Source organism: Agrococcus casei LMG 22410 (assembly GCF_900163565.1).
In the GTDB taxonomy this organism is placed as follows: Bacteria; Actinomycetota; Actinomycetes; order Actinomycetales; family Microbacteriaceae; genus Agrococcus; species Agrococcus casei.
Window position 1 is genome coordinate 214,725 of the sequence record NZ_FUHU01000020.1, and the last position, 11,698, is coordinate 226,422.

Annotated in this window: 12 protein-coding genes; all 12 read left to right on the forward strand. The window is 65.7% G+C overall.

What is annotated here, in order from left to right; genetic code table 11:
- Window positions 1–48 precede the first annotated feature (48 nt).
- Window positions 49–1,173 (forward strand): mannose-1-phosphate guanylyltransferase, encoded by a 1,125-nt coding sequence (locus tag CZ674_RS04000; RefSeq protein WP_086991235.1) that lies wholly within the window; start codon window positions 49–51, stop codon window positions 1,171–1,173.
- Between the two features lie 196 nt (window positions 1,174–1,369).
- A complete protein-coding gene (locus tag CZ674_RS04005) occupies window positions 1,370–2,455 on the forward strand; it encodes a BMP family lipoprotein (RefSeq protein ID WP_086991299.1) in 1,086 nt (361 codons plus the stop codon).
- Window positions 2,456–2,561: 106 nt separating this feature from the next.
- Entirely contained in the window at window positions 2,562–4,085 is a 1,524-nt protein-coding gene (locus tag CZ674_RS04010) for an ABC transporter ATP-binding protein (protein ID WP_086991236.1), read from the forward strand.
- Window positions 4,082–5,299, forward strand: coding sequence for an ABC transporter permease (locus tag CZ674_RS04015; RefSeq protein ID WP_086991237.1), 1,218 nt, complete (start codon window positions 4,082–4,084; stop codon window positions 5,297–5,299). The genes CZ674_RS04010 and CZ674_RS04015 overlap by 4 nt, the downstream gene beginning before the upstream one ends.
- Window positions 5,296–6,609 (forward strand): ABC transporter permease, encoded by a 1,314-nt coding sequence (locus CZ674_RS04020; RefSeq protein WP_086991238.1) that lies wholly within the window; start codon window positions 5,296–5,298, stop codon window positions 6,607–6,609. Before CZ674_RS04015 ends, CZ674_RS04020 begins: the two co-directional genes overlap by 4 nt.
- A gap of 10 nt (window positions 6,610–6,619) precedes the next feature.
- Window positions 6,620–7,033, forward strand: a complete 414-nt coding sequence (locus CZ674_RS04025; RefSeq protein ID WP_086991300.1) for a cytidine deaminase — start codon at window positions 6,620–6,622, stop codon at window positions 7,031–7,033.
- Complete coding sequence (locus CZ674_RS04030; RefSeq protein ID WP_086991239.1) at window positions 7,033–8,325, forward strand: thymidine phosphorylase; 1,293 nt, start codon at window positions 7,033–7,035, stop codon at window positions 8,323–8,325. The genes CZ674_RS04025 and CZ674_RS04030 overlap by 1 nt, the downstream gene beginning before the upstream one ends.
- 64 nt (window positions 8,326–8,389) lie before the next feature.
- Window positions 8,390–8,965, forward strand: a complete 576-nt coding sequence (locus tag CZ674_RS04035) for a hypothetical protein (RefSeq protein ID WP_086991240.1) — start codon at window positions 8,390–8,392, stop codon at window positions 8,963–8,965.
- Window positions 8,966–9,007: 42 nt separating this feature from the next.
- Window positions 9,008–9,508: a hypothetical protein gene (locus tag CZ674_RS04040; protein WP_143244623.1), complete on the forward strand. Its 501-nt coding sequence runs from the start codon at window positions 9,008–9,010 to the stop codon at window positions 9,506–9,508.
- A 59-nt stretch (window positions 9,509–9,567) separates the two neighbouring features.
- Window positions 9,568–10,068 (forward strand): hypothetical protein, encoded by a 501-nt coding sequence (locus CZ674_RS04045; RefSeq protein ID WP_086991242.1) that lies wholly within the window; start codon window positions 9,568–9,570, stop codon window positions 10,066–10,068.
- Between the two features lie 79 nt (window positions 10,069–10,147).
- A complete protein-coding gene (locus CZ674_RS04050) occupies window positions 10,148–11,245 on the forward strand; it encodes an adenosine deaminase (protein WP_086991243.1) in 1,098 nt (365 codons plus the stop codon).
- On the forward strand, window positions 11,242–11,691 hold the full coding sequence (locus tag CZ674_RS04055; RefSeq protein ID WP_086991244.1) for a PTS sugar transporter subunit IIA: 450 nt from the start codon (window positions 11,242–11,244) through the stop codon (window positions 11,689–11,691). Before CZ674_RS04050 ends, CZ674_RS04055 begins: the two co-directional genes overlap by 4 nt.
- The last annotated feature ends 7 nt before the right edge of the window (window positions 11,692–11,698 follow it).

The following is an 11,698-nucleotide window of genomic DNA, read 5'->3' on the forward strand; positions in this document are numbered from 1 at the left end:
GTCGGCACAGCAGTCTTGGTCCGGCACCCGCGCGGCTACGCTGGAGCCATGCACGACGCAACAGCTTCGCTCGACGACTTCTACGCTGTCATCCCGGCCGGTGGTGTCGGCTCCCGACTCTGGCCGCTCTCGCGCGCAGAGGCCCCCAAGTTTCTGCATGACCTCACCGGCAGCGGCAAGACGCTGCTGCAGTCGACCGTCGACCGCCTCGCGCCGCTGGCCGGCGAAGGCCGGACAATGGTCGTCACAGGCCGCGCTCACCGTTCGGCAGTCGAGAGCCAGGTCGAGGGCCTGTCAGACGCAAACATCGTGCTCGAGGCAGACCCGCGCGACTCGACGGTCGCGATCGCGCTCGCAGCCGCCATCCTCAAGCGCCGCGAGCCCGACGTGATCGTCGGATCGTTCGCCGCCGACCACGTCATCAACGACGAGCGCGGCTTCCGTCGCTGCGTCGGCGAGGCGGTCGCTGCGGCTCGCGCAGGCCACATCGCCACGATCGGCATCACGCCCACCGAGCCGGCTGTCGGCTTCGGCTACATCTGCGCCGACGGCCCGGCCGAGATCGACGGCGCCCCCAGCGCCCGCAAGGTCGACAGCTTCGTCGAGAAGCCGACCCTCGATGTCGCGCAGCAGTACGTCGCCTCGGGCGACTACCTCTGGAACGCCGGCATGTTCATCGCTCGCGCCGACGTGCTGATCGACGAGCTGCGCAAGAGCGAGCCCGAGCTGACCGACCAGATCGAAGAGCTCGCCGCAGTGTGGGACGAGCCCGAGCAGCGCGGCCCCGCAGTCGACCGCATCTGGCCGCAGCTGAAGAAGATCGCGATCGACTACTCGGTCGCCGAGCCCGCAGCCGAGCGCGGCCGCCTCGTCGTCGTGCCCGGCGACTTCGACTGGGACGACGTCGGCGACTTCTCGGCGGTCGCGAAGCTGCACAACCAGGGCCGCAACGACCGCCTCGCGATCCTCGGCGACGGCGGCACGGTGCTCGCAGACTCGTCGGCCGGCGTCGTGATCTCGCAGTCGAAGCGCATCATCTCCCTCGTCGGGGTGAAGGACATCGTGGTCGTCGACACTCCGGATGCGCTGCTCGTCACCACGACAGAGCAGGCCCAGCGGGTCAAGCAGGTCGTTGACGCGATCCGTCGCTCTGGCAACTCCGACGTGCTCTGAGCCGACTTTTAGCGCGATCCTCCAATTGCGTCAACCTCAATCGCAACATTTCGGTTTCGATCGCCGACTCCCGCGTTAATTCGCGGTGACGCTCGCGTAACATCTGTGTATCTCAACCGCGGCATGCGGTTTTCAACTCTTTGATCCGGAGGATCCCTTGATCAAGCTCTCAAACAAGAAGGCAGCGCGTCGCGCAATGCTGGGCGGCGCATCTGCCATCGCCATCGCCAGCCTGCTCGCAGCGTGCGGCACCGCACCCGAAGAAGCTCCCGAAGGCGACGGCGGCAACACCGACGCAGCCGGCGGCGACAACCTCGCCTGCATGGTCTCCGACTCGGGCGGATTCGACGACAAGTCGTTCAACGAGCTCAGCTACGACGGCCTGCTCTCAGGCTCTGACGCCAACGGCATCGAGTACAAGACCGCCGAGTCAGAGAACGACACGGTCTACCAGTCGAACATCGAGAGCCTCGTCGCTCAGAACTGCACCGTCATCTTCTCGGTCGGCTTCCTGCTGAAGGACGCAACCGAGGCAGCGGCTGCCGCCAACCCCGACGTGAACTTCGCCATCATCGACGACAACCAGATCGACGCCGAGAACGTGCGCCCGCTGATCTACGATGCAGCGCAGCCCGCGTTCATGGCCGGTTACACGGCTGCCTCGTACTCCGAGAGCGGCAAGGTCGCCACCTGGGGCGGCATGAACATCCCCACCGTCACCGTCTTCATGGATGGCTTCGTCGCGGGTGTCGAGTACTACAACGAGCAGAACGAAGACGATGTCGAGGTGCTCGGCTGGGACCTCGAGGCTCAGGACGGCTCGTTCACCGGTGGCTTCGAGGCCAACACGCAGGCCAAGTCGATGGCCGAAACGTTCATCTCGCAGGGCGCTGACGTGCTCATGCCCGTGGGCGGACCGATCTTCCAGCCCGCTGCTGAGGCTGTCATCGACGCACACGACAACGGCAACGAGCACATCGCGATGATCGGTGTTGACACCGACCTCTCGCAGTCGGCTCCGCAGTACGCCGACCTCTTCCTGACCTCGGTCATGAAGGGACTCGCCACTTCGGTCGAAGACGCCATCACTGACACCGTGAACGGTGAGTTCGACAACACTCCGTTCGTCGGCACGCTCGAGAACGAGGGCGTGAGCCTCGCACCGTTCAATGATTTCGAGGCTGAGCTGCCTGAGGACCTCATGGCCGAGCTCGACGAGATCAAGCAGGGCATCATCGACGGATCGATCGAGGTGGGCTCGCCCTCCTCGCCCGCGATCTAGTCACCGACAGCACCCAGACCGGGAGTCGGCTCGTGTCGACTCCCGGTTTCGGTGTCTCATCAGGTTTTCGGCTAGATTCTCTTAGGCGAAACGAAGGGACGAAGCGATGACGCTTGAGCTCAAGGGCATCACCAAGCGCTTTGGCACATTCACGGCGAACGATCGCATCAACCTCAAGATCGAGGCTGGTGAGATCCACTGTCTGCTCGGTGAGAACGGTGCCGGCAAGTCGACGATGATGAATGTGCTCTACGGCCTCTACCAGGCTGAAGAGGGCGAGATTCTCATTGACGGCAAGCCGCAGCGCTTCCAGGGCCCCGGCGATGCGATGCGCGCCGGCATCGGCATGGTGCACCAGCACTTCATGCTGATTCCCGTGTTCACTGTCGCCGAGAACGTTCTGCTCGGCCACGAGCGTGAGCTCGGCGGACTCAAGGGCGCTCGAAAAGCTGTCGTCGAGCTGTCGAAGCGGTTCGGGTTCGACATCGACCCGGATGCGCTGGTGCAGGATCTGCCGGTCGGCGTGCAGCAGCGCGTCGAGATCATCAAGGCGCTTTCGCTCGATGCTCGGGTGCTCGTGTTCGACGAGCCCACTGCAGTGCTCACGCCGCAAGAGACCGACGAGCTGATGAATGTCATGCGTCAGCTGCGCGACGACGGCACAGCGATCGTCTTCATCACGCACAAGCTGCGTGAGGTTCGCGAGGTCGCTGACAGAATCACCGTCATCCGCCTTGGCAAGATCGTCGGCTCCGCCGAGCCCACGGCGAGCAGCAACGAGCTCGCGTCGCTGATGGTCGGCCGCGATGTCTCACTCACTGTCGACAAAGACGACGCGAAGTTCACAGACAAGAAGCTTGAGGTCACAGTGCTCACAGTGCTTGACCGCATTGGACAGAAGGTCGTCAACGATGTCTCATTCGAGGTGCGAGGCGGAGAAGTCCTGTGCATCGCGGGTGTGCAGGGCAATGGCCAGACTGAGCTGACCGAGGCGATCATCGGTCTCGAGAAGCCCGCATCGGGCAGCATCTCGCTCAGCGGCAGGCGATTGACAGGCAAGTCGGTGCGCGAAGTGCTCGACTCAGGTGTCGGGTTTGTGCCCGAAGATCGCAAGGTCGACGGCCTCGTCTCAGAGTTCTCAGTGTCTGAGAACATCATGCTCGACCGCTACAAGGGAGCACCGTTCGTCAAGGCGGGCACCATCGACTTCGCGACTCGCAACGAATTCGCCGAGCAGGCGAAGACCGACTACGACGTTCGCGCGCAGAGCATCCACTCGCCGGCTGGCTCGCTCTCGGGCGGAAACCAGCAGAAGGTTGTGCTGGCGCGCGAGCTGGGTCGAAAGCTCGAGCTCTTCGTCGCCTCGCAACCCACCCGCGGGCTCGACGTCGGATCGATCGAGTTCGTGCACAAGCAGATCATCGCAACGCGTGACACAGGGATTCCCGTGGTGGTCGTGTCAACAGAGCTCGACGAGGTCATCGGCCTCGCAGATCGCATCGCAGTGATGTACCGCGGCGGCATCGTCGGCATCGTGCCGGCCGACACCGACCGCGAAGACCTAGGTCTGATGATGGCGGGCGAAATGCCTGAGCATCTCAAGGCAGCGGCTGAGGAGGCTGCAGCATGAGCGAACAGTTGGCAAAGCAGGCGGCTCCGCCCCCGCCTGAAGGCGAAGAGCAGGTCGACCGTTCTCGGGAGTTCATGCAGCGACTGATGACCGGCACTCCGATGCTCTCGGTGCTCGCGGTTGTCGCGTCGCTCGTGCTCGGTGCACTGCTGATCGCCTTCACCGACGAGCGTGTGGCGAAGACCGCAGGCTACTTCTTCGCGCGGCCCACCGACATGCTGCAGGCACTCTGGGACTCAGTCGCCGGTGCATACACAGCGATGTTCCAAGGCTCGATCCTCAACATCAATCGCATCGACACGCTGCAGCAGGCGCTGACACCGGTGTCGAACACGTTCTACTACGCGGCACCGCTGATCATCGCGGGGCTCGGCGTTGCGATCGCCTTCAAGGTCGGCCTGTTCAACATCGGCGGGCAGGGGCAGATGCTCGTCGGCGCTGCTGTTGCAGGCTGGATCGGCTTCTCGGTCGAAATGCCGCCGATCATCCACGTCACTGTCGCACTCATCGCCGGAATCGGAGCCGCTGCGATCTGGGGCGGCATCGTCGGCCTGCTGAAGGCCCGCACTGGCGCTCACGAGGTGATCCTGACGATCATGCTCAACTACGTCGCCTACTGGGCGCTCGTGTATGCGCTGCGCTCGCCAGACCTGCTGCGCAACCCAGACAACAACAACCCGATCACTCCGGGCATGCTCGAAACGGCCATCCTCAATCCGCTCCCCGGCTTCAAAGTGCACGCAGGCTTCCTGATTGCGCTGGCAGTCGTGGTGCTCTACTGGTGGTTCATCGAACGCTCGAGCCTCGGATTCCAGTTCCGCACCGTCGGCCTCAACCCGGCGGCGGCCAAAATGGCAGGCATGAACGTCGGCCTCATCACGACCCTTGCGATGCTCTTCGCCGGAGCCTTCATGGGACTCGCCGGCGGCATCCAGGTGACTGGTCAGGTGACAACCGGGTTCACGTCGCACATCGACGCAGGCATCGGGTTCGATGCGATCACCGTCGCGCTGCTGGGCCGGTCGTCTCCGTGGGGAACCCTGATCGCCGGCATCCTGTTCGGCGCTCTCAAGGCTGGTGGCTACAACATGGCCGCGGCTGAGGGTGTGCCGATCGACCTGGTGCTCGTGCTGCAGTCGTTCATTGTTCTCTTCATCGCAGCGCCCGCGCTGGTGAAGACGATCTTCTTCCTGCCGAAGGGAGGCCGCAAATGAGCAGCGAAGCACCCTCGACAGACACATCGAAGGCAGCTGAGGGCACCCACCAGCCCGACACCGAGGTTCATCTCGAGCGTGTCGTGGTGCGCAAATGGCGCCCTGCGATCGCCCTCGCGGCGCTCACAGTCGTGGCGTTCGTGCTGACGGTCGGATTCGGCACTGACGAGAGCACCACGTTCAGCTTCGCGAAGGGCAGCGACTTCTTCTCGATTCCGGCAGTTGCGCTCGGTGTGCGAGTCATCGGCATCGTGTCGACGCTTGTCATGGCGGCGATCACTGGCATCGCCGTCTGGCGCACCCTCGCCCGCAAGCGCGTCTGGGGTTGGCTGTACGTCGTGTTCGGCGCCTTCTTCGCGGTCGATTTCCTCACCTGGGCCGGGTCTGGCAGCCAGTTCTCGTTCACCGACCTCATGATCTCGACGGTCGCCCTGTCGGTGCCCCTGATCTTCGGTGCCCTCGGCGGCGTGATCTCTGAGCGTGCGGGAATCGTGAACATCGCGATCGAGGCGCAGCTCCTCTCGGGTGCGTTCTCAGGTGCCCTCGTCGCCTCGATCACCGGCAACACATACGTCGGTCTTCTCGCCGCTATGGTCGCCGGCATGCTCGTGTCGTTCGTGCTCGCAGCCTTCGCGATCAAGTACCTCGTCGAGCAGGTCATTGTCGGTGTCGTGCTCAACGTGCTCGTCGTCGGCCTCACAGGCTTCTTCTACTCGTCGGTGCTGTCATCGTCGCCCGAGCTGAACAACCCCGACCGGCTTCCGGCGATAGCGCTTCCTCTGCTGTCGAAGATCCCGGTCATCGGGCCGACGCTGTTCAACCAGACGATCATCGTCTACGCGATGTACGTCGCGGTTGTCGTGATCACCTGGGCGATGTTCAACTCGACCTGGGGTCTTCGCCTTCGATCGCTCGGCGAGCACCCGCTGGCTGCTGACACTGTCGGCATCAAGGTCGGCAGGTGGCGCTTCTGGAACGTCTCGCTCGCAGGAGCGATCGCGGGTCTCGGAGGGGCATACTTCACACTCGACCAGACCGGCCAGTTCACGAAGGAGATGACGGGCGGCCTGGGCTACATCGCGCTCGCCGCAGTCATCTTCGGAAAGTGGCACCCGCTCAAGGCGACGTTCGCGGCGCTGCTGTTCGGCTTCGCGAGGGCGCTGCAGCAGACGCTGTCGGCGGCCGGAAGCCAGGTGCCCAGCGAAGTGCTGCTGATGCTGCCGTACGTCATCACGATCCTCGCGGTGACCGGGTTCATCGGGCTCTCGCGTGCGCCTGCCGCCAGCGGCAAACCGTACGCGAAGCAATAGTGTGACAGGCATGAGCGAGAACTCGATCGACTGGGATGCGCTGACCGAGGCTGCCCTCGCGGCGACCAAGAAGGCCTACGTGCCGTACTCGGCCTACCCGGTCGGCGCTGCGGCATTCGCCGACGACGGCCGGCTGGTTTCTGGCTGCAACATCGAGAACGCCGCATACGGCGTCACGCTGTGCGCCGAATGCTCGCTCGTGTCAGAGCTGTTCATGACGGGCGGCGGCACGATCGCCGCGTTCGTGTGCGTCAACGGCGACGGCGACGTCATCATGCCGTGCGGGCGCTGCCGACAGCTGCTCAACGAGCACTCGACTGCCGAGACTCGCCTCATGACTGTGTCGGGCATCCGCACCATGAACGAAGTGCTGCCCGACGCGTTCGGCCCGAGCGCACTCGATGACTACCGAAAGGACTCATGATGGTTGAAGCTTTCGACGCTGTCGACATCATCCGCGCCAAGCGCGACAAGGGTGCGCTGAGCACCGAGCAGATCGACTGGCTCATCGACGCGTACACGCGCGAGTACGTCGACGACGCGCAGATGGCCTCGCTCATCATGGCGATCTTCCTGAACGGCATGGAGCGTCGCGAGATCTTCGACATGACGCAGGCGATGATCCGCTCGGGCGAGCGCATGGACTTCTCGCAGCTGTCGAAGCCGACCGTCGACAAGCACTCGACCGGCGGCGTCGGCGACAAGATCACGCTGCCGCTCATGCCGCTCGTGGCCGCATTCGGTGTGGCGGTGCCGCAGCTCTCGGGCCGCGGCCTCGGGCACACGGGAGGAACCCTCGACAAGCTCGAGTCGATTCCGGGGTGGCGTGCCGACCTGTCGAACGACGAGATCATGCAGCAGCTCGAAGGCCTCGGCGGCGTCATCTGCGCGGCGGGCAAGGGGCTCGCACCTGCCGACAAGCGACTCTACGCGCTGCGCGACGTGACCGGCACGGTCGAGGCGATTCCGCTGATCGCGTCGTCGATCATGTCGAAGAAGATCGCAGAGGGCACGAGCGCGCTCACCCTCGACGTCAAGTTCGGCTCGGGCGCGTTCATGCGCGAAGAGGAGCGGGCTCGCGAGCTCGCCGAGACCATGGTCGCCCTCGGAACCGACGCCGGAGTCACGACTTCGGCGCTGCTCACCAGCATGGAGTCGCCCCTCGGCCTCGCCATCGGCAATGCCAACGAGGTGCGCGAATCGGTCGAGGTGCTCGCAGGCGGCGGGCCTTCCGACGTCGTCGAGCTCACGGTCGCGCTGGCTCGTGAGATGCTCGCGTCGGTCGGCCAGCCCGACGCCGACGTCGAAGCCGCGCTCAGCGACGGCCGCGCGATGGACGTGTGGCGCCAGTTCATCACCGCCCAGGACGGCGACCCCGACGGCGCGCTGCCGACCCCGAACGAGACGCATGTCGTCAAGGCTGAGGCAGACGGTGTGCTGACCCGCCAGGACGCCCTGTCGTTCGGCATCGCAGCCTGGCGTCTCGGGGCAGGTCGCGCGAGGGCGACGGATGCCGTGGTGCACGCGGCAGGAATCGACCTGCACGCGAAGCCCGGCGACGTGGTGCGCGCAGGCGAGCCGCTGTTCACGCTCTCGGCGAATGAGCCGGCACGCTTCGAGCGTGCACTCGAGGCGCTCGAGGGCGCCTACGATGTGGCGGCTCCCGGCACGGCGTTCGATGCCCTGCCGATCGTGCGAGACCGCATCACGGCGTAGACGTCCAGCGTTCTTGAGGCAGCCTGCCAGGGGCCGACCAGCGCGCCCTCCTACTGTTGAGAGCATGACCCCAGTCAGCCCTGCGCCTGCATCGCGCATCCGTGCTGTTCCGACCATTCTGTTCGGGGCACTGTGGGGTGCGCTGCAGTCGGTGCTGCTGGTGCTGGCCTTCGGCGTGCTGCCTGACGCGCTCGAACTGATTGACGACAGTACCGAAGACGGATGTGGCTGCGGGCAGGACCCGATCTTCACCACGACAATGTCGGGCCTGACTGAAGTCGTGCCGGTTCTGGTGTTGCCTCTGGCGGCGTCCGCGGCGCTGGCAGGTGCCGTGGGGTGGCTCTGGGCGAAGCGTCGTGGCGGTGTCGCATCACGACACGGCGCGTGGTACGGCGCCGCATTCGCGCTGATGACGGCGCTCCTGCTGCCTGCGGTGGCGCTGCTCATCCACATCGCATCGGGTGCTTGGGGCGACATCGACTGGCCCACGATGGTCGGACCGACCGCCGCTGGCCTCGCGCTGGTTCCCCTCTCGGCCCTCGCCGGCTGGACCATCGTTCGTGTGCAGCGCCCGCGCATCCGCGATTCCGACCCCGCCAGTGACACCTCAGACGACACAATCGTGACCGAATCGGCATAGAAACCGGGCTTGCCGCAGCGCGCATCCGCGTAGCCTCGAAGAGTGGGGTCCAAGAGCAGCGAACGAGCCGGAAACCGCCGGCTTCTCCTTGCCCGCGGGACCCTCTGGGGCGCCCTCGCAGGGGCCTCGACACTCGTCGGCGCAATGGGCTTCAACCTTGCATCCGGCGGTCGCGCGTGGTCGTTCGAATCGGCTGCGGTCTTCGCTGCTCCGGCGCTCCTGGTCGGTGCGCTCTGCGGCCTCCTGGTCGCCGCTGTCGGCTGGCGCTTCGTGCGTCGTCGCCTGCAGACGGCATCGCAGCGAGCGAGTCTCGTGCTCATCGTCGCCCTCTCGGCTGCCGTGCCGATCGCGGTCGTCGCGCTGGGGCTGGCCTGGTTCGCCGAGATCAGCGACACCGGCTTCATGCCGACGTTCGCGGTCTGGATGCTCGTGCTGGCACCCGCTCTGCCTGTCTGCCTGTTCGCCATCTGGCACACGCGGCGCTCGCTGCTGCGACGCGAGAACGCGGTGACGCAGTGCATGCCGGTGATTCCGACGACCTGACCCGACGCGTCACGACGATCCAGCGCTGACGGCCCGCATCCGCAACTAGACTGGCCCCTATGGCTAGAGACGGACTGCGCGGCGACTCTCCGCTGATCTTCGTCATCATCCGCGGCGCGCTGTGGGGCGTGGTCGGCGGGCTGATCGCGCTCATCATGACCGAGCTGCTGGGTCTCATCTCGACCGGCGCTCGCTCGCTCGGCATCCCGACCCTCGCAGGCGGCGTGCCGGCAGTCGCCACGGGTCTGCTCGCAGGCGTGCTCGTGGCGATCACCGCACACTCGGTGGTCGGGCGTCGTGAGGCGGATGCGCAGCTGCAGTCGCTGCAGCGCGTCGTCGGGGTGCTCACTGCGGTCATCGCCTTTGCGGTCGGCCTCGCCGCGCTGCTGTGGCTGCAGGCCGACACCGGCTTCATCTCGGGCGTCTTCCACTGGATCATGAGCATCGGCATGCTCGCGCTCGGCATCTGCGTGCCGGTCACAGGCTTCGCCATCTGGGCGGCCGGCAAGACGTATGCGGGGTACCAGCTGCGCTTTGTCGAGCAGGGGCAGCGACCGTGAGAATCGCAATGTGCCAGAGTTCACTTTCAAGAACCGGGCGCTGGGTACAATGGCGGCGGAGAGCAGGGGAGCGTGCATCATGGACGATGACTTCATGACCGATGGGATCGATGCCGTCGCCATCCCCAAGGTGAGCCTCCACGACCATCTCGACGGGGCCCTCAGGCCCGAGACGATTCTCGACCTGGCTGACGAAGCCGGCGTCGACGTGCCTGCAGACGATGCAGATGCACTGGCCGACTGGTTCGTCGACTCTGCCAACTCCGGCTCGCTGACCGAGTACCTCGAGACCTTCGCCGTCACGACAGCGGTGCTGCAGACGGCCGAGAGCCTCGAGCGCGCAGCTCGCGAGTACGTGCTCGACCTCGCCGACGACGGCGTCGTCTACGGCGAAGTCCGGTGGGCTCCCGAGCAGCATCTGCAGCAGGGCCTCACGCTCGACGAGGCTGTCGCCGCGGTGCGTCGCGGTCTCGAAGACGGCATGGACGAGACCGACGAGGATGTGCGGGTGCAGCAGCTGCTGTGCGGCATGCGACAGGGCGATCGGGTGGATGAGATCGCTCGGCTCGCAGTGCGGCACCGTGCCCGCGGGGTGGCCGGCTTCGACATCGCCGGCCCCGAAGACGGCTTTGCCCCTTCGCGGTTCGCTGGCACCTTCGACTATCTGGCGAAGGAGTTCATGCCGGTTACGGTGCACGCGGGCGAGGCAGCCGGCCTCGACTCGATTCGCGAGGCCCTCACGGTCGGCCGCGCGCTGCGCCTCGGGCACGGCGTGCGCATCGCAGAAGACATCGAGGTGTCTGACGAGCGCGACGCGCTGCAGGTGATGCTCGGCCAGACTGCCGAGTGGGTCAAAGACCGCGGCATCGCACTCGAGCTGTCGGTCACGAGCAACCTCGGCACCGGCGCGATCGAGCAGTGGGGCGACGACGTGCGCTCGCATCCGATCGACCTGCTGTTCCAGCTCGGATTCAAGGTCACGGTCAACACCGACAACCGCCTGCAGAGCGGCACGACCCTCTCACGGGAGCTGAGCATCCTGTCTGACGCCTTCGGCTACGACCTGATCGACCACGAGGCGCTGCAGCTGCATGCGGCTGCAGCTGCCTTCCTGCCGGTCGACGAGCGCGAAGAGCTGGCCGACATCATCTCTGACGGATTCGACGACCTGCAATGAGCGTGACTGTTGCGACGGCGACGTACGCGTCGGGCGTCTATGCCCCGTCGTGGGAAGAGGCCGTCCGAGCTGCCGGCCTCGACCTCGTCAACGCGCACGCGGTGGGCCCGGCGTACATCGACGAGATGCTGCAGATCATCGACAACTACGGCCCCTACTGCGTGGTCGCCCCCGGCGTCGCCGTGCCGCACGCGAACGCGAGCTCGCTCGTGCGCAAAGACGGCGTCGCCGTGCTGGCACTTGAAGAGCCGGTGCGCTTCGGCCACCCGCACAACGACCCGGTTCGCCTCATCGTCGGCATCGCCGCGACCACGGCGAAGCGCCACATCACGATGCTTGCAGGGCTCGCGAAGTCGCTCGACGCACCCGGTGTCGTCAACCAGATCGTGGCCGCGGGCAGCCGCAAGGAGGCCCTCGAGCTGCTGGGCGTCAAGGTGCGCGCGTAGCCAGAGG

Coding starts and splice junctions, on each gene's coding strand:
- CZ674_RS04000 (WP_086991235.1), top strand. CDS start 49: ATGCACGACGCAACAGCTTCGCTCGACGACTTCTACGCTGTCATCCCG.
- CZ674_RS04005 (WP_086991299.1), top strand. CDS start 1,370: ATGCTGGGCGGCGCATCTGCCATCGCCATCGCCAGCCTGCTCGCAGCG.
- CZ674_RS04010 (WP_086991236.1), top strand. CDS start 2,562: ATGACGCTTGAGCTCAAGGGCATCACCAAGCGCTTTGGCACATTCACG.
- CZ674_RS04015 (WP_086991237.1), top strand. CDS start 4,082: ATGAGCGAACAGTTGGCAAAGCAGGCGGCTCCGCCCCCGCCTGAAGGC.
- CZ674_RS04020 (WP_086991238.1), top strand. CDS start 5,296: ATGAGCAGCGAAGCACCCTCGACAGACACATCGAAGGCAGCTGAGGGC.
- CZ674_RS04025 (WP_086991300.1), top strand. CDS start 6,620: ATGAGCGAGAACTCGATCGACTGGGATGCGCTGACCGAGGCTGCCCTC.
- CZ674_RS04030 (WP_086991239.1), top strand. CDS start 7,033: ATGGTTGAAGCTTTCGACGCTGTCGACATCATCCGCGCCAAGCGCGAC.
- CZ674_RS04035 (WP_086991240.1), top strand. CDS start 8,390: ATGACCCCAGTCAGCCCTGCGCCTGCATCGCGCATCCGTGCTGTTCCG.
- CZ674_RS04045 (WP_086991242.1), top strand. CDS start 9,568: ATGGCTAGAGACGGACTGCGCGGCGACTCTCCGCTGATCTTCGTCATC.
- CZ674_RS04050 (WP_086991243.1), top strand. CDS start 10,148: ATGGACGATGACTTCATGACCGATGGGATCGATGCCGTCGCCATCCCC.
- CZ674_RS04055 (WP_086991244.1), top strand. CDS start 11,242: ATGAGCGTGACTGTTGCGACGGCGACGTACGCGTCGGGCGTCTATGCC.